Annotated in this window: 17 protein-coding genes; 7 read left to right on the forward strand and 10 right to left on the reverse strand. The window is 45.8% G+C overall.

Annotated elements, in window-relative coordinates; translation table 11 throughout:
* Positions 1-57 precede the first annotated feature (57 nt).
* The 3 genes from ACTRWF_RS13435 to ACTRWF_RS13445 form a co-directional block, all read right to left on the reverse strand.
* The gene (locus ACTRWF_RS13435; protein WP_015068102.1) at positions 58-552 is read right to left on the reverse strand and encodes a YgjV family protein; all 495 of its coding nucleotides are present in this window, start codon (positions 550-552) and stop codon (positions 58-60) included.
* Between the two features lie 13 nt (positions 553-565).
* Positions 566-1282: a methyltransferase gene (locus ACTRWF_RS13440; protein WP_462835703.1), complete on the reverse strand. Its 717-nt coding sequence runs from the start codon at positions 1280-1282 to the stop codon at positions 566-568.
* A 131-nt stretch (positions 1283-1413) separates the two neighbouring features.
* On the reverse strand, positions 1414-2034 hold the full coding sequence (locus ACTRWF_RS13445; RefSeq protein WP_462835704.1) for an NAD(P)H-binding protein: 621 nt from the start codon (positions 2032-2034) through the stop codon (positions 1414-1416).
* A 70-nt stretch (positions 2035-2104) separates the two neighbouring features.
* On the opposite strand from ACTRWF_RS13445, the gene ACTRWF_RS13450 reads away from it, so the two are divergent.
* Complete coding sequence (locus ACTRWF_RS13450) at positions 2105-4318, forward strand: DPP IV N-terminal domain-containing protein (RefSeq protein ID WP_462835705.1); 2214 nt, start codon at positions 2105-2107, stop codon at positions 4316-4318.
* Between the two features lie 130 nt (positions 4319-4448).
* Here ACTRWF_RS13450 and ACTRWF_RS13455 read toward each other — a convergent pair whose 3' ends face one another.
* Entirely contained in the window at positions 4449-4823 is a 375-nt protein-coding gene (locus ACTRWF_RS13455) for a PH domain-containing protein (protein WP_462835706.1), read from the reverse strand.
* Positions 4824-4835: 12 nt separating this feature from the next.
* Entirely contained in the window at positions 4836-6383 is a 1548-nt protein-coding gene (locus tag ACTRWF_RS13460) for an EAL domain-containing protein (RefSeq protein ID WP_462835707.1), read from the reverse strand.
* Between the two features lie 171 nt (positions 6384-6554).
* Between ACTRWF_RS13460 and ACTRWF_RS13465 the strand changes: the two genes are divergently transcribed.
* The 4 genes from ACTRWF_RS13465 (at position 6555) to ACTRWF_RS13480 (ending at position 11255) form a co-directional block, all read left to right on the forward strand.
* Entirely contained in the window at positions 6555-7571 is a 1017-nt protein-coding gene (locus tag ACTRWF_RS13465) for a serine/threonine dehydratase (protein WP_462835708.1), read from the forward strand.
* Positions 7572-7642: 71 nt separating this feature from the next.
* The gene (locus tag ACTRWF_RS13470) at positions 7643-9283 is read left to right on the forward strand and encodes an amidohydrolase (RefSeq protein ID WP_020744317.1); all 1641 of its coding nucleotides are present in this window, start codon (positions 7643-7645) and stop codon (positions 9281-9283) included.
* 19 nt (positions 9284-9302) lie between these two features.
* The gene (locus tag ACTRWF_RS13475; protein WP_020744318.1) at positions 9303-10610 is read left to right on the forward strand and encodes an APC family permease; all 1308 of its coding nucleotides are present in this window, start codon (positions 9303-9305) and stop codon (positions 10608-10610) included.
* Positions 10611-10613: 3 nt separating this feature from the next.
* Positions 10614-11255 carry an MBL fold metallo-hydrolase gene (locus tag ACTRWF_RS13480; RefSeq protein WP_020744319.1) on the forward strand — a complete coding sequence of 214 codons (642 nt, stop codon included), beginning with the start codon at positions 10614-10616 and terminating at the stop codon, positions 11253-11255.
* Between the two features lie 151 nt (positions 11256-11406).
* Here the strand turns inward: ACTRWF_RS13480 and ACTRWF_RS13485 are convergent, their stop codons facing one another.
* Positions 11407-11922 (reverse strand): lactoylglutathione lyase family protein, encoded by a 516-nt coding sequence (locus tag ACTRWF_RS13485; RefSeq protein ID WP_020744320.1) that lies wholly within the window; start codon positions 11920-11922, stop codon positions 11407-11409.
* 174 nt (positions 11923-12096) lie between these two features.
* Between ACTRWF_RS13485 and ACTRWF_RS13490 the strand changes: the two genes are divergently transcribed.
* Positions 12097-13089 carry a LysR family transcriptional regulator gene (locus ACTRWF_RS13490; RefSeq protein WP_462835709.1) on the forward strand — a complete coding sequence of 331 codons (993 nt, stop codon included), beginning with the start codon at positions 12097-12099 and terminating at the stop codon, positions 13087-13089.
* Here the strand turns inward: ACTRWF_RS13490 and ACTRWF_RS13495 are convergent.
* The 4 genes from ACTRWF_RS13495 to ACTRWF_RS13510 all read right to left on the reverse strand — a co-directional run bounded on the left by ACTRWF_RS13495 (position 13086) and on the right by ACTRWF_RS13510 (position 15807).
* Complete coding sequence (locus ACTRWF_RS13495) at positions 13086-13919, reverse strand: class II glutamine amidotransferase (protein WP_462835710.1); 834 nt, start codon at positions 13917-13919, stop codon at positions 13086-13088. The two genes, ACTRWF_RS13490 and ACTRWF_RS13495, sit on opposite strands and share 4 nt — an antisense overlap.
* Before the next feature lie 185 nt (positions 13920-14104).
* On the reverse strand, positions 14105-14575 hold the full coding sequence (gene yiaA, locus ACTRWF_RS13500; RefSeq protein WP_015068116.1) for an inner membrane protein YiaA: 471 nt from the start codon (positions 14573-14575) through the stop codon (positions 14105-14107).
* Between the two features lie 10 nt (positions 14576-14585).
* Complete coding sequence (locus tag ACTRWF_RS13505; RefSeq protein WP_462835711.1) at positions 14586-15395, reverse strand: DUF2145 domain-containing protein; 810 nt, start codon at positions 15393-15395, stop codon at positions 14586-14588.
* A 7-nt stretch (positions 15396-15402) separates the two neighbouring features.
* On the reverse strand, positions 15403-15807 hold the full coding sequence (locus ACTRWF_RS13510) for a hypothetical protein (protein ID WP_023559908.1): 405 nt from the start codon (positions 15805-15807) through the stop codon (positions 15403-15405).
* Positions 15808-15938: 131 nt separating this feature from the next.
* Between ACTRWF_RS13510 and ACTRWF_RS13515 the strand changes: the two genes are divergently transcribed.
* Positions 15939-16673, forward strand: coding sequence for a helix-turn-helix domain-containing protein (locus ACTRWF_RS13515; protein ID WP_015068119.1), 735 nt, complete (start codon positions 15939-15941; stop codon positions 16671-16673).
* The last annotated feature ends 4 nt before the right edge of the window (positions 16674-16677 follow it).

Raw genomic sequence — 16677 nt, forward strand, 5'->3', positions numbered from 1 at the left:
AAACCCTGAAAAAAGGAGGGGTATTAGACTAATTGATAAGAAGGATATGCTTGTTTTTTAGGTGTTCGGCTTGCGCAGCTTACTTAAAATACTTATTAGGTTACTGACGTTAAAAACGGTACCAAAGATGCTCCCTACAGATATTGCGTAAACAAGCCCAAGGGTTTCAGCAACAAGAAAAACTTTTCGTATGGTATGCGTATTACGAATAACAAGAGATCCTACCGTAAAAATTAATGAGGATGCATAAGCGATAAAAATGATCCAACCGTGCTCTAGCACAAACCACTCATAAGCGAGAAACCCAATATTTACCGCCACGAAGGCAAACAAGATGGTGTTACTTCGGTGCTTGATGGCAATAAAGTTACGAACGCTGGCAAGCAAGGTACCGACTCCGGCGGCCATGGCATCAAGCATGAAAAAGTGCGCACTTAGCGCAGCTAGCGCAAAAGCCGAAATAAGTAGGTATTTGTCTACATGGCTTTGTCTATATCCAATAAAGTTTAAAACAACAGCTATCGCACCAAACGCTTCTGCAACAATATTCATTTTCTACTGCTCGTTAAAATTTCAAATAAAAAGGCTGACAAAGGGCTTTGTATTCGTGGGTATATTGGCCCTGTTCATCTTTTATAGTGAGTGTTTGCCTGCTATCTGCAGCGATTGATGCCAAGACATGTTGGCGGTTTAAACCCGCTAAACCTGAAGCACGTTTTGTGAAGTGAAACACACAAAGGTAAGGTGCTTTTACTGACGAGTGCCTTACATACATTACTTTCTTTAATGCGAAGCCGCAGGACAGCGCAATCTCAATGACATTGTCTTCTATAGAAGATGGGTACATGCAGTACATACTTCCTAACTCAACAAGCATTGCACTGGCTCGCTTAAAAAGTTCATTCGGATTAAGTGAAGACGTCTGTCTTGCTAGGTTTCGCTTTTCCGGCTGCGCGTTATAAGCCTTGGTCTCTTGATGTGGCGTATCAAAATAAGGGGGGTTTGTGATAATCATATCGTACTGATATGGCGCTTCAAACGTCTTGATATCGCTATGATGTATAAATAGCTGTTTTGACCACTTCGCGTTTTGAAAATTAAAAGCGGCTTGTGCTGCAGCGCCTTCATCAATCTCTATGGCATCAATGAAGGCCAAAGCTTGGGCTTTTTGCGCCATCATCAGCGCTAAAATGCCGCTTCCCGTTCCTATATCTACTATGCGCTGGGCGGAGTTAGGCTCAGCCCAGCTTCCTAGAATAAGGCTGTCTGTGTTCACTTTCATTGCACATTTGTCTTGAGCAACCGTAAATTGTTTGCAGCGAAACATAAGAAGGTAGACATTATCCTGTCATTGAAAGCCGCGCATTCTATACCATGATAACCAGCGCTTCACGTTAAGGTTGTGACATTTCATTACCAGCGCTGTAACGACATCATGTTTCTCGCTACATCAACGGCATGAACCGGCCGGTATTTTTTCAATGGCCCTTTCATCAGGCTTTGCCAGATAGGCGCGGTTTTCTGCGCAATATCTTCAAGGGTGCGCGACTCATCTCGATTGCCTAACAACAGCGACGGCCTAACTGCTGATGCATGGGGCAACTGAGGCATGCGCATAATGGCATTTTCTAACTCGCCTTTTACCCTTAAATAAAAGTTACTGCTTTTAGCATCGGCCCCCACCGACGAAATCCAAACGAAGCTATTCGCACGCTGCGCCCGGGCTAACTGCGCCGCTACGTGGACATATTCAAAATCCACCCGCCGAAACGCTTGCTTGGACCCCGCTTTTTTAAGCGTTGTGCCTAGGCAGCAATAGACATGATCTACGCTAAAGTAGCCTTGGTAATCCTGAAGATGATCAAAGTCGATCACCACGGGGCTTAACCTATTGTGTGGGTCCTTAAACATCTGCGATGACAGCGGTTTTCTGACCAAGCAGGTTACTTCACTATACCGTCTATCCTGTAACAGCATGTTTACGAGCGTTCGTCCTACTAAACCTGTCGCTCCTAGCACCATTGCGGATTTCATACGTCGCACCTTGTATCATAAATTGATATAACTACAATCAAACCTTCGACAGTCAAATATGCAGATAAAAATGAAAAAAGCCCTTTTAATTGGAGCCGCTATGCTCTCTACTGCTTTAAACGCTGAAACGCTCACTATTGAGCGCATTTTCTCCTCCCCTTCTCTTGATGGCAATGCGCCTCGTGCTTTAAAAGTATCGCCTGATGGAGAGCGTGTAACTTTCCTTAAAGGGAAACAAACCGATTATGAACGTTTGGACCTTTGGGAATACCACATTGAGAGTGGTGAAACTCGCATGCTGTTCGACTCTAACGATTTACAAAGTGGCGAAGAAGTGCTTTCTGACGAAGAAAAAGCGCGTCGCGAGCGTATGCGCTTATCAGGCAGCGGTATTGTTAGCTACCAATGGTCTGACGATGGTAAAGCGTTGTTATTCCCGCTAGGCGGCGACGTGTTTTACCACAAGCTTGGCGAGAAAGGTGCCAAGCAGCTGCTCGATACAGAAGCTTTTGAAACCGACATCAAGCTTTCGCCTAAAGGCAACTACATTTCGTTTATTCGCGACCAGAACCTTTACGTAAAGCACATTGCATCAGGTAAAGAAACCGCCATCACCAAAGAAGGTGGCGGCAATATAAAATTCGGTATGGCAGAGTTTGTGGCACAGGAAGAAATGGGCCGCATGACAGGCTACTGGTGGTCACCAGATGAAAGCAAGATTGCATTTACCAAGGTGGATGAAAGCCCGGTCGACGTGATCACCCGCTCTGAAATTTATGCTGACGACATCAAACTTATTGAACAAAAGTACCCGAAAGCGGGCACGCCAAACGTATTGGTGGAACTAGCTATCCAAGATATTAAATCTGGCGATCGCACGTGGGTAGATTTAGGTGATGACAAAGACATTTATTTTGCCCGTGGTAAGTGGATGCCAAACAGCAGTACCTTTACTTATCAGTGGCAAACCCGCGACCAGCAAACCCTTGAACTTCGCGCTTTTGACATAACAGAAAGCAAGCAAAAGGTGCTGTTAACCGAATCGAGTGATACGTGGGTAAACCTGCACGACGACCTATACTTCTTAAAAGAGCAAGGCCAATTCATTTGGGCTTCAGAGCGCGATGGCTTCAAGCACCTTTACCTCTTCGACAATAACGGTAAATTAGTTAAGCAATTAACGAAGGGTGACTGGGTAGTAGACAGTGTAGAAGCCATCGACACAGCAAATAACCGTTTGTACTTCTCTGGACGTAAAGACACGCCACTGGAAAGCCATGTATATAGTGTGTCGCTAGATGGCGGGGATATAACTCGCGTGACTGAGCTTGGTGCTTATCACAGCGCTGCGTTTAGCAAAGATGCTTCTATTTTTATTGACCGTTTCTCAACCATAAATTCACCTGCCCAGGTTAGCCTTAACAGCGCAACCAGCGAGCGAATTACTTGGCTTGAAGAAAACAAGGTTGAAGAAGGCCACCCGCTGCACGCCTATATGGATAGCTGGACAGCCCCTGAATTTGGTGACATTACCACCAAAGATGGCGCAACCCTCAAATACCGTATTTACACGCCAGAAAGTGCAAAGCAAAACCCTAAGCAAAAACACCCTGTTATTGTTTACCTTTACGGCGGCCCGCACGCACAAGTTGTAACAAACAGCTGGGCGGGCAACCGAGGTTTGCTGTTCCAACATTGGGTTGACCAAGGCTATGTAGTGTTTACGCTAGATAACCGTGGCTCTAACTATCGCGGCAAGGGTTTTGAAGATCCTATCTACAAAAAAATGGGCTTTATTGAAGTTGAAGACCAAGTGGCAGGCGTAGAGTTTTTGCGTACGCTTCCTTTCGTTGATGCTGAGCGTATTGGTGTTCATGGCCACAGCTATGGCGGCTACATGACCCTAATGACCATGTTTAAAGCGGGCGATTACTTTGCAGCGGGTGTATCAGGCGCACCAGTCACCGACTGGCGCTTATACGATACCCACTATACTGAACGCTACATGGGCAACCCAAATACGGATGACGATGCTTACACTGCGTCTTCAGTATTCCCTTACGCAAAAGATCTTAAAGGTGACCTTTTGATTTACCACGGCATGGCTGACGATAACGTACTGTTCACCCACTCGACCATGCTGTACAAACACCTTCAAGACTTGGCAATTCCGTTTGAAACCATGGACTACCCAGGAAAGAAACACAGTATTCGTGGAAAACAAACGGGCATTCACTTATACAAAACTGTCACCAATTTCTTTAATAGAAATTTAAAAGACTAAGCTAAGAGTAAGTGAAGCAATAAAAAAGCGATGCCTTGTGAAAGCGCATCGCTTTTTTAATGGGTTTTACAAAATGGCTTGGCGGTATATAAAATGCAATACCCACAAAGGGGCACCATATTTGCCGTTATTAGCTAAACATCTGGGTTGCTAGGTTTTGCTGTACCGCCTGCGCTGATGACGCACTCAGCTCTATTTCAACTGGATCGGCTTTACCCGACAACCAAATTTTAAGCTCAGCGTCGGTATCAAAATGCCCCGCCGTTTCAACAATAAACTGGGTAATCGATTTATAGGGAATTGAGTGGTAGTTTACTTTGCGCCCTGTAAGGCCTTGCTTATCAATAATAATTAAACGCTTATTAGTGAACACGCTTAAATCGCGCACTAATTTGAACGCAGAAGTAACCGTCTCATTAGCCGCTAATATGGGGGAGAGTTCTTCTTGAACATCTGCAGCGCTTGTTTCGCTTGCATTACCCATAATGGTATCAAATAAACCCATAACTATTTCCTTTTAGGCAGAGGCAAGCTTTACTCGCCATTGAACTCTATGCGCCAGTGGTTTGGGTTTATCCAAAGCAAAACCCTGGCCATAATCGACCTTCAGCTTTCGCAGTACTTCTGCTGTCGCATTGTCCACCACAAACTCAGCAACGGTTTGTTTACCCATGCTGTGCGCAATGTTATTAATTGCCGTTACTGTAGCATGATCAATAGGATCGTGAACGATATTTCGAACAAAGGACCCGTCAATTTTAACGTAATCCACGTCTAAATTTTTTAAATACGTGAAGGAAGACATACCCGCGCCGAAGTCATCAAGGGCAAAGCTACACCCGATATCACGTAATATAGAAATAAAATGTTTTGCCGCATTTAAGTTAGTTACTGCGGTTGTTTCGGTTATTTCAAAACATATTTTTTCGGCGGGTACTGTGGTACTTTGCATTCGCTGCGCGATTTTATGCAGCGCCATTTCATCGCCAAGCGTGATCCCCGACAGATTAATCGCTACCTTACCTACATTGTCGATATGCGCAGGGTTGCTTTCCAACGTTTTTAAGGTGTTATCGACAACCCATAAATCCACTTTGTTCATCAACCCGTGGCGTTCTGCTAAAGGTATGAATAACCCGGGGCTAATAAGCCCACTCTCTTTAGAGTTTAAACGAAGTAAAATTTCATAATGCTGTAAGTGAGCACCTTGCTCTTCTTGCGGCACTGTAAGCGGCATAATCGCCTGGCTATACAACTCGAACCCGTCGTGTTGCAGTGCTTTATGCAGTGCATGCAATACTTGGTTTTCACTGTCGTCTATCGCCATTTGACTGTCGTTTTCTCGGAACACAAAGTAGCGATTGCGCCCAAGGTGCTTGGCTTTATAACAGGCATTATCTGCTGCCTTAATCAATGCTTCAGCGCTTTGAGTACTTTCGTTTATTTCTATTACACCAATGCTGGCACCAACGAAAAAGAGTTTATCGTCATATACGAAGCGGTAATTTGAAACGGCAAGCAAAAGTTTATCTAAACACTGGGTAACCTCATCCAAACTTTGGTTACGAAATATAATGCAGAACTCGTCGCCTCCTATGCGAGCCAGTAAATCTTGGCCATTTACAAATTGCCTAAAAATAGTCGATATCTCTTTTAGTAACTTGTCGCCCGCCGGGTGCCCGACTAAACGGTTATCCAATCGCGTTTTAACCCCTGAATTTGGGGTAGCAATCCACTCTATATTGCCCTTCGCGTTAACAAACGCTAGCGATGAATATCCTTTTTGCATTCCCATAAGCGAAAGCGCTTGGGCATTAAACCAGTCTACCTGGTTCGGTTCAAACGTAGGCCAATTTCTCATTACGTTGTGAAGGGCTTGAATACGCTCGGTAGAAAAGACCTCTAAGCTGATTTTGACTTGCTCAGCCACTGTATTTGCCTTAGAGACTCGGGCCGCACGTTCTTCACTTTGAATGGATACACCCGCAGATACGAAAACGAGGGTGAGAAAAAGGAAAAGCACCGTAGGGAATGCATATATACGATGGTTAATTCTGCTCAGCATTTGCGTATCTCCGGTAAATCGCCGAGATAGACTAAAGTAGAATTATGAAACAAATGTGAATTGCCTTATATACAATATGTTGTAGGCTCTGGCGAAACATGAACACATCTGGCACTGTAGGGGATTAGTATCAAAATAGATAAAGCATCGCTAACCATAGAGCGCTAATTAATGAGTAGCACACCTAACTTTGACAGTATTAAACTCGCTTACGAGCGGATCAAAAAAAACGTAAAACACACGCCTATAGTGGAATCATCTTTACTTAACCACTGGTTAGGCCACCGAATCCTATTTAAAGCCGAGTGCTTACAGACGATCGGCGCGTTTAAGCTTCGCGGCGCCATGAATTTCCTCGCCCGTTTACAAGAAGAAGATCGCCTTCCAAAACACGTGGTTGCAAATAGTTCGGGTAATCATGCGCAGGCGGTAGCCTATGCAGCTGCACACTTTGGTATTAAGGCAACAATTTTTGCCAGTGAAACTATTTCCCCTATTAAAGCCGCTGCCACGCAAAGCTATGGTGGTGAACTAAAGTTGTTTCCCACTCGTCCAGAGGCCGACGCTGCGGTAAAAGAAGCATCAAAAGCCCCTGATACGGTTTGGATCCCGCCGTTTAATCACGAAGATATTGTAGCCGGACAAGGCACTGCAGCACTTGAGGCTCTCAATGAGGTGGGTAAGGTAGACGCTGTATTTGCTCCCTGCGGTGGTGGTGGTTTGTTGTCAGGTACTCTGTTGGCAACACGCACATTGCAACCTGATGCACTTGTCATTGGTGCAGAACCCGCTGAAGCCAACGATGCTTCTATGTCGCTTCAAGCAGGTGAAATTGTTGCTTTAGACTATTCGCCTAACACCCTTGCCGATGGCGCAGCCACACCATCTGTTGGTGATGTTACGTTTCCTTTACTTCAAGAGCTTGATGATTTTTATGAAGTGGACGAGGTGCAAATTGCTTATTGGACGCAATGGCTGCACCATCTACTAAAGCTTCACATTGAGCCTACTTGCGCTATGACTATGGCGGCGGTTGCTGCATGGGCCGCCAATACGACACCAGGGCAAACCGCTTTAGTGATGTTATCTGGGGGCAACATTAGCCAAGCTTCCATGGCAAAAATTTGGGAACGTGACTTTTTGCTACAGCCACCTATCATCGACTTTGAAGAATTAAACGAAGAATAAAAATCATGAAGATAAGACAGAAATTAACTATGACTCCAACACTATTGAATACTCATCCTGCAAAGCGAGTAATGGGCGTTGTTGCCTCTGCCGCACTCATGGCTGCCCTGTCTATGGGAGCTTCTCAGGCTGCAACGCTTGTAAATAACGTGAAAGGTTACACGCTTAATGAAAGCGGCAAGCTCATCACGTTTTCTAACCTTGTTATAGATGAAGGCAAGGTGGTGGCACTAAACGTAGAAAAAGACAACCACCGTATTGATGAAACCATAAATGGCAACGGAAAGGTGATGCTGCCAGGGCTAATAGATGCACACGGTCACTTGCTAGACTTAGGTGCAAACTTACTCGAAGTGAACTTGCGAGAAAGCAGCAGCGCCCAAGATGCCGCCAAAATGGTGGCCGACTACGCTTTTGCCAATGCACAACAAGATTGGATTACAGGGCGTGGCTGGAACCAAGAATTATGGTCTGACAGGGCCTTTCCAACAGCGGCCGACTTAGACAACGTCGTATCTGACCGCCCCGTTTTTCTTACCCGTGTAGACGGTCACGCGGCGTGGGTCAACACTAAAGCCATGGAATTAGCGGGCATTACTAAAGACACTCAATCACCCGTTGGCGGTGAAATTATCAAAGATGCAAACGGCAACCCTACTGGCGTGTTCATTGATAACGCATCTTTATTAATCGAAGCGCATTTACCCAAAGCCAGTAACGCCATATATGCCCAACAGCTCGACGCAGCTGGTGAGCACTTACTTGCTAATGGTATCACGTCAATGCACGATGCCGGCGTCGGCAGAGAGGTTTATGACTTCTATTTAAAAGAGGCCGTTGAGGGCGATTTACCGGTACGTATTTACGCTATGATAAGCGCAACAGATACCGAGCTTTCGACCATGTTGGGTAACGGCCCTATTCGCGACGAAGACGACTTTTTGTATATTCGCTCGGTTAAAGCTTATGGCGATGGCGCGCTAGGTAGCCGAGGTGCAGCGCTTCTTGCGCCCTATTCCGATGCCCCACACCAGCATGGTTTATTACTGACTCAACCTGAAGACATGACGCAGCTTTTCACCACCGTTATAGGCGCAGGATTTCAGCTTAACTATCACGCCATTGGCGATAAAGCGAACCACGTAGCGCTCAATGAATTTGAAACTACCTTTGGCAATATTGGCGGCAGCGAACTCCGCCATCGAATTGAGCATGCGCAAGTAATTGCACCCGATGATTTGGCCCGCTTTGCCAAGTTAAAAGTGCTACCTTCTATGCAGCCAACGCATGCCACCAGTGATAAGAACATGGCCGAAGATCGCATAGGCAAAGAACGTATGAAAGGCGCCTATGCATGGAAAACGTTGCTAGATTCAGGCATTGCGCTGCCACTAGGTTCTGACTTTCCAGTAGAGTTAGCCAACCCCTTTTACGGCCTTCACGCGGCGGTAACCCGTCAAGACAGAAACAACCAGCCAGTAAAAGGCTGGTATGCTCACGAGGCTCTAACCGTTGAGCAAGCGTTTAAAGGCTTTACGTTAGATGCGGCATACGCTGGGCATATGGAAGACACACTAGGTACGCTAACGCCAGGAAAATGGGCCGACTTTATCTTAGTGGACCAAGATATCTTCACCATTGATGCGAAGGACATTTGGAAAACCGAAGTGCACGCTACGTACGTGGCAGGCAAACAAGTATTTGCCCAATAACCGCGAGTGTAGTGCGTAAATGAGCAATTCAAACAAAGGCCTTTTAAGCAAAGGAATTGGCGGTGTAGGTGCCGCCCTCTTAGTGCTAAACGGCCTTATTGGGGCGGGAATTTTTGCCCTACCAGCCAAAATGGCCGCTGAATTAGGTGCGTTCAGCCCTTACATCTTTTTGATTTTTGGCGCCCTGATGCTTGCTGTGGTGTGGTGCTTTGGGCAGCTAGCCGTCTTGTATCAGGAAACCGGCGGGCCAGTGATTTATGCCCGCAAAGGCTTCGGTGATGCCGCCGCGTTTCAAACTGGCTTCATTTACTATTTAGCCCGCGCAACCGCTATCGCGGCCAATATGCACGTGCTGTTACTTTACGCAGGATATGTTTGGCCTGAGCTAAACGCAGGGATAGGTAAGTCTCTAGCCATTATTGCACTAACAGCAACGCTAATCTTTGTGAATATTGTGGGTTTAAAAGCTGCGATGCGGGCACTAGACACCATTTCAGTGTTAAAGCTTTTGCCCTTTGCCGCTCTTATCGGTATAGGCTATTGGCAGTTAGATTTTAACCTCGAGTCTGACTCGTCAATGTCAAACACGTTACCGGCTTTTGATACCATTTCTGCTGGCGCCCTACTTACGCTTTACGCCTTTATAGGGTTTGAAACTGTGGTGGTAACCAGTGGAGAAACGAATTCACCGAAAAAAACCATACCTCGGGCCCTAATGTTAACCGTGTCAGGTATTGCACTGTTTTACTTTTGCGTGCAGTGGTTGTACTGGCATACGGTAGGCGCAGCAAAGCCCGATAGCGCGCCGTTGATTGCCCTTGCCGATATGATTTTTGGCGAAACCGGTGCGCTTATTATGACGCTAACTGCTGTGGTGTCTGTTGCAGGTAACTTGCTTGCCAATATGATTTCTACCTCTCGGCTAACGTTTTCCATGGCGCATCAGTCGCTTATTCCGGGCAAACTGGGCAAGCCGTGGTTAGGCAAAGTAGACGGAACGTTTGCTACACCTTACATCTCCATATTGGTATTGGGTATTTTCGCCGGCATGTTGGCGCTAAGCGGAAGTTTCGTGTGGCTGGCCATTGCGAGTGTTCTGGCAAGGTTAGTGGTGTACGCAATGTGTGTGTTGGTGCTCATTAAGGTGCAGAATCAGTTAACGCTTCCGGTTAACCTTATTAAGCGCGTGTTGCCTTTTTTAGCGCTTGCGGTGTGCGCGTGGTCTGTTACACAATCTTCAACCCATGCATGGTTATTTTTAGTGGGCGAACTCGTTATTGGCGCAGTGCTTTATGTCGTCCTACACAACAACGCTTCAAAAGGTTAAAAAGTGGAAATTCAAGTTATACCCGTTACCCCGTTTGCTCAAAACTGCTCATTAATTTGGGACTCATCTACTATGCTAGGGGCTTTTGTTGACCCTGGTGGCGACATTGAAAAGCTGATAAGCGCAGCTTCAAACAAAGGCGTCAATATAGAGAAGATCATTTTGACTCATGGTCACCTAGATCATGTGGGCGGTACGGTTGCTATTGCCGAACATTACAATGTACCTATTGTAGGGCCGCATGTGGGTGATAAGTTTTGGTTAGATGCCCTAATGCAGCAAAGCCAAATGTTTGGGTTTCCACCGGCACAGCCTTTTGCTCCTACTGAGTGGTTAAACGACAACGATACCATTTCAGTTGGAACCTTAACGCTGGACGTTCTGCACTGCCCTGGGCACACACCGGGCCATGTTGTATTAGTCGAGCGCACAAGCAATAAGGTGATTGTGGGGGACGTCATTTTTGCAGGCTCTATTGGCCGCACCGATTTTCCGCAAGGAGATCACCAGCAGCTTATCGATTCAATTAAGCAGAAGATAATGGTGTTACCCGATGATATGACCATTTATCCCGGCCACGGCCCGACGACCACCATAGCCACAGAGAAAGCCACAAACCCGTATGTTTCTGGGCAGTTTGGGTAACGTAGATGTAGTGAGTGCGTATTAAAAAGCGAGGTACGCTTATATCAGAAGCGCCCTCGCCTTTTTCGTATTTAGTCGGTATTTGGTCGTTAGCTGCCCTTGTTAACCACAGGTGTTAACTCAAATTACAGCTAGGTTAACTGCCACGCGCTTATTCGTAAGAACCGCTTGCGTAGTGTAATTCATAGCTGTGGCTATAAATTTCAAGGATGTTGCCAAACGGGTCTTCCATGTAAATCATGCGGTATGGTTTTTCACCTGGGTAATAGTAACGTGGCGCTTTCATGCGTTTTTTGCCACCAGCAGCAACAATTTTCTCGGCCAAACCTTCAACATCAGGGTCTTGAACACAGAAGTGAAAAATACCGGTTTTCCAGTATTCAAAGTTATTTTCTGGGTTTTCCTGATTGCTAAACTCAAAGATTTCAACGCCTACACGGTCACCCGTTGAAAGGTGCGCAATACGGAACTTGCCCCAGCCTGCCCCAAAGACATCGGTACACATTTCACCAATAGCCGAGTCATCTTCTACTATTTCGGTTGGCTTCATAATAAGGTACCAGCCAAGCACTTCGGTGTAGAACTTAACTGCGGCTTCCAAATCGGGCACCGAAATGCCAATGTGTGAAAACGTACGTGGATACGGTGTTTTTACTGCTTCAGTCATCACTTACTCCTTTGTAGTACAAGTATTCAAAATGGCTTAAACGCACGGTTTATCTCAGTGGCCTTACGGCAAGTGATAGCGCGTTTAAGTGAACGTGGGCACATAGTAGCTAGACAAGCATAAAACATGAAATTATCATTATTTCTTAAAATGATAATTTGAATTTATAGCGTTATGATTAATCCAATTTGGCTGGATACCTTTATCACCTTAGTTGAAGCAGGAAATTTTACACGTACGGCGGAACAGCGCTTTATGACGCAACCCGGGGTGAGCCAGCACATAAAAAAGCTAGAAGATGTTTGCAATTGCGAGTTAGTAATTCGGTTAGGTAAAGGCATTCAGCTTACCGAACAAGGCCAGCGCGTTTATCACTACGCAAAAAGTCAGCAAGCCCAAGCGCAAGATTTTATTGCTAGCTTAAAGTTCGACGCGCCGTATGAAGGAAAATGCGTAGTGGCGTGTTCTGGCGCAATTGCTCAGCGTATTTACCCTGCGCTACTTAGCCTTCAAAAACAGCATAGTGCACTTAATATTCACGTTGAAGTGGCGCCCCGCAGAACGATTTTGTCAGGCATTGCCAACAATACCCTTGAGCTTGGTATTGTCACCAACATGCCAGACACAAAAGATGTGCAAAGCGAATACTTAGGCGAAGAGCCGCTGGGGCTTATTCTGCCTCGTGCGCTGCTTGGTTCAGACCTTGCAACTTCGGATAACGCAAAAAGCGCTGACGTTGGTCTTCAAAAAGCTGACGATGATCTGCAAAAAGCTGACGGCTCTATCAAAAACGTTGTCACGACATTAGGGCTTATTAACCACCCGGATGCCATGCACTATGTACAGCGTTACTTTAACGATTGCGGTGAAGCTGACCTTGCCAGCATTAACCCAAATCAGCTTCACCACACCGGCTACATTAATCAACTTTCGCAAATACTATTGCCTGTGAGTGAAGGACTGGGTTTTACCGTACTGCCTACAAGCACGCTAAACTTTGTCAGCTTTGCCGAAAAGCTCGCTGTATACCAAGCTAAAAACGATGTAACCGAGCCACTGTACAGCGTTCAAACCCCACATAGTACGCTTCCCGCCCGCTATGAAATCGTTAAAAAGAAAATCTCCCAAGTACTGGGGTCAGACTCTGCCCCCACAATTCGTAATTAGTCGTGCAGCGAGGGATCCGGTGCTACCATCTCAGCTTCTTTTTTATGTTCAGGCACATCCACTTTACCCGAGGCTATCACCTCGCCCTCTTGCCAAAGCTTCCATTCGCCCCGTTCGTATATATCCCACGGTTCGTCATTCGTTAACGGTTCTGTCGCGATAATACTCACCACATCCTTTGGCGTGGTTTCAGCGGCAAAATCAATTTCTACTTCGACATCACTTAAACAAGCCGGGCCAAAAGGTGCTCTGCGGGTAATGCTAGCTAGCTTTGTACTACAAAACGTAAATAACCAGTCGCCGTTACTTAGCAAACAGTTAAACACACCTTGCTGCGCATACTCTTTTGAAAGCGCCACCAGCGTTTCGGCTAACTGCTCAGGCATAGCGTCTCGGGAAAGGTTTTGCCTAACATTATTCATAATGTCGCAGAAAAGCTCTTCGCTATCGGTATCACCCACGGCTTCGTAGATACCTGTTCTTCGCGTAAAATTAGGTAACTGACCGTTGTGTGCAAACACCCAATACCGCCCCCATAACTCGCGGGTAAAAGGGTGCGTGTTAGCTAAATTGATGTTGCCCACGTTAGCCTGGCGGATATGGCAAATAGCATTTTTGCTCTTTATGGGTAGCTTAGAAACGAAGTCGGCAATAGGCGATGTGGCGCAAGGCTCAGGGTCGTGAAACATTCGCACGCCTTTACCCTCGTAAAAGGCAACGCCCCAGCCATCTTTGTGCGGCCCCGTTTCACCACCGCGGCGAGTTAGACCGGTAAAGCTAAAACATAGGTCTGTGGGAGTGTTCGCACTCATGCCTAAAAGTTCACACACAGCGTTTATTACCTCTAGCAGTTATCTCATAAAGTACGTTGAGAATACGCAAGCTATCGAGTCTTATCAATTCGACCTTAGGTAGGAATATCAATTTTTCCCTAAGATTCCAGCTTTGTGCAACAGTTCGACAAAGATTTGAGGCAGAGTACTTTTTGACGAAATGTACTCTGCCCCCGTAACTTTTATGCGGCTTTTACTTTAGTGTTGGCTTCAGGTTGTGAAGCTTTGGTTTCTAATTGAGGGTCGACGCTACTTGGCTCACTTAGAGTTTGGCTATCGCGTACGTTCTTTTGTACCGTGATGGCGGCAAACAGGCTAAGCGTAAACGCCATTCCGAAAAAGCCTTTCTCACTTAGTAAAAGCTCGGCATTCAGCAATCCAATAACTAACAGTACTATGGCTGATCCGGTAGCTACCGCTGAAGCTAAAAAGTATGCTTTGGTTGTGGGAACACCTTCCATTTTATCGCGTACCGTTTTTTGCAAGCTTACCACTGAAAATAGGCCAAATAGCATAATAGTGAAGTAATAACCTTTTTCGTTAAGGGCCATAGGTGCGTTGTACAAACCTATGAAATACGCACCTACGCCTACGATTAGTGCTGCTAGTGACGCAATTCGAAACGCTTTAGTGGGTTTATTCATGTTTTGCATAGTAAAACTCCTAAATATTCTTTATTTGACCCGTATGGGTAAACGTAACGGCCTTGTTCATTAAATCGTACTTTTGCATATAGCGGGCAAGGCTACCAAAGGTGGTGGTTTCTACCTTGCGGCCGTGGTCTGAGAGGGTTACGCCATCACTGAACATACTTGCCAAGCCAAGTTTCGCGCGGCTCATATGTACTTTTTGCGGTGTAAAATACGCTTTCGCATTAACCTTTAGCTGTGCAACATCGGTCGTTGAGTACATGGCTGCGTTCAATACATCAAGGGTATACTCGGTGCAGTTTTGGCGTTCACTATTAAACGGGTTCGCCACCACGGAATATCGAGAATTATGAAGTAGCTTAGCTTTGTCATCGCGGTATAGGTTGATTAAAGCCTGCTGCACTTCTACTGACGGAATAATAATTCCCGCTTCCAGTGCATAAGCACTCCAGAAAAAATCAACAGGGTAGTCAGTAATTAAATGACTTTCGCCCTGCTCTTCAGCGTCTTGATATAAATTGTGTATGGCATAGCCTTTCGCCATATTACCATCACTTAGCTGAATGCTTGAATAAATAGCAATTGCGGTATGGGTAAAGCGAATTCCTTTCGGCATATCTTCAATAGGCCTGCCACGTCTTGCAATAATAAACGCCCGCGCGCCTTCACTAGCCGCATACTTTTCTACATCTTTTGAAAAGGTCGCAATTGCTTCTGGCGTAAAGGTGGGCTTACCATGTTGCTGGCTCCCCGCGTATGCGTGGTGAATACCAGACATTAATAGTACAAGGGCAAACCCGATTGAAGTTAAGTAGGCTTTCATGTTTAACCTACCGCTTAGGATTAGTTGTGGTTGTGATCACTTTGGTTTTAGTAGTAACCACTTGGTTTGGAGCGGGGTCTGCAGTAATAATGGTTTCGGTTATCACCAAAGGCTGATCATGCGCCACTGAAGATTGATGGCTTGCCCGATGAAGATTGCGAGCACTTTCATTCACAGCGCTTTCTACCACCGCGCTTCCGGCAACAACCACACTCCCTGTCAATACTACCGGTACTGCCACGACCGCACTCGCCACCGAAGCTGTTGTCGCTAAACCTTCAGAGGCAGCTAACACACTGTGCTTACTGGCTTTACCGCTATGGTCTATAGAATCATCTGCCATTGCAGAATGGGAAAGAAGCGCACTACTGAGTAATGCAGTTAACATCAATGTTGAACGTGTATTTTTCATATCACTTGCTCCTGGTTTGTTAAGACAAGGTTTGCCTGAACACGTTCTACACTAGAACCAAGAATAAATTTCGTAAACCCAAATGATTAATGTAGTATTAAATTACACCACAAGTATAAAAAAGTAATACCATGAGCCAAATTAGCCTTGTATACGACACCTTGAAGCAGTGCTTACGCGAACAGCGACTCACCTATAAGCAGCTGGCAGAAACACTCAATGTGAGCGAGGCTAGCGTGAAGCGTAATTTCTCGTTACAAGCGTTTAGTCTTGATAAATTGGAGCAGATTTGTGAGTGCTTACATTTGTCGTTAAGCGATTTATTCAGTCTTTCACAAAAGCAACAAGAGAAAATTTCACAGCTATCTGAACAGCAAGAAATGGAACTGCTCGCTAACCCTAAGTTACTGCTTGCCGCGGTGTGTGTAAGAGACGGTTGGCGCTTTTCAGAACTGATCAAGCATTACGATATTGATGAAGTGGAAGGCATTAAACTAATGACAACCCTCGATAGACTGAAGCTTATCGAACTGTTGCCAAACAACCATTATAAGCTGCTTATTGCCCAAGATTTTCGATGGATCCCCGGCGGGCCGCTAGAAAAGTTCATGGAACAGGAAGTGATGGTGAAGTTTATGGATCCGAAGAAGAACGAACCGTGGATGTTTCGCTTTTACTTGCGAGGGCGCTATTCACAGAGCTCGGTTTCTATTATTCAGCGGCGTTTAGAGCAGCTTCGGCAAGAAGCAGCAAAACTGAGTAGCGAAGATAATGACTTACCTATTGAAGAGCGCCAACATGTGGGGTTACTTATGGCCATGCGGCCTTGGGAGCCTTCGCTTTTTGAAAACATGAAGCGAAAATAACCCC

The organism is Alteromonas sp. G5_S2_22_S1, from assembly GCF_054968525.1.

Bases quoted from the DNA above. Each gene is read 5' to 3' on its own strand.
- ACTRWF_RS13435 (WP_015068102.1), bottom strand. From the start codon at position 552: ATGAATATTGTTGCAGAAGCGTTTGGTGCGATAGCTGTTGTTTTAAAC.
- ACTRWF_RS13440 (WP_462835703.1), bottom strand. From the start codon at position 1,282: ATGAAAGTGAACACAGACAGCCTTATTCTAGGAAGCTGGGCTGAGCCT.
- ACTRWF_RS13445 (WP_462835704.1), bottom strand. From the start codon at position 2,034: ATGAAATCCGCAATGGTGCTAGGAGCGACAGGTTTAGTAGGACGAACG.
- ACTRWF_RS13450 (WP_462835705.1), top strand. From the start codon at position 2,105: ATGAAAAAAGCCCTTTTAATTGGAGCCGCTATGCTCTCTACTGCTTTA.
- ACTRWF_RS13455 (WP_462835706.1), bottom strand. From the start codon at position 4,823: ATGGGTTTATTTGATACCATTATGGGTAATGCAAGCGAAACAAGCGCT.
- ACTRWF_RS13460 (WP_462835707.1), bottom strand. From the start codon at position 6,383: ATGCTGAGCAGAATTAACCATCGTATATATGCATTCCCTACGGTGCTT.
- ACTRWF_RS13465 (WP_462835708.1), top strand. From the start codon at position 6,555: ATGAGTAGCACACCTAACTTTGACAGTATTAAACTCGCTTACGAGCGG.
- ACTRWF_RS13470 (WP_020744317.1), top strand. From the start codon at position 7,643: ATGGGCGTTGTTGCCTCTGCCGCACTCATGGCTGCCCTGTCTATGGGA.
- ACTRWF_RS13475 (WP_020744318.1), top strand. From the start codon at position 9,303: ATGAGCAATTCAAACAAAGGCCTTTTAAGCAAAGGAATTGGCGGTGTA.
- ACTRWF_RS13485 (WP_020744320.1), bottom strand. From the start codon at position 11,922: ATGACTGAAGCAGTAAAAACACCGTATCCACGTACGTTTTCACACATT.
- ACTRWF_RS13490 (WP_462835709.1), top strand. From the start codon at position 12,097: ATGATTAATCCAATTTGGCTGGATACCTTTATCACCTTAGTTGAAGCA.
- yiaA (WP_015068116.1), bottom strand. From the start codon at position 14,575: ATGCAAAACATGAATAAACCCACTAAAGCGTTTCGAATTGCGTCACTA.
- ACTRWF_RS13505 (WP_462835711.1), bottom strand. From the start codon at position 15,395: ATGAAAGCCTACTTAACTTCAATCGGGTTTGCCCTTGTACTATTAATG.
- ACTRWF_RS13510 (WP_023559908.1), bottom strand. From the start codon at position 15,807: ATGAAAAATACACGTTCAACATTGATGTTAACTGCATTACTCAGTAGT.
- ACTRWF_RS13515 (WP_015068119.1), top strand. From the start codon at position 15,939: ATGAGCCAAATTAGCCTTGTATACGACACCTTGAAGCAGTGCTTACGC.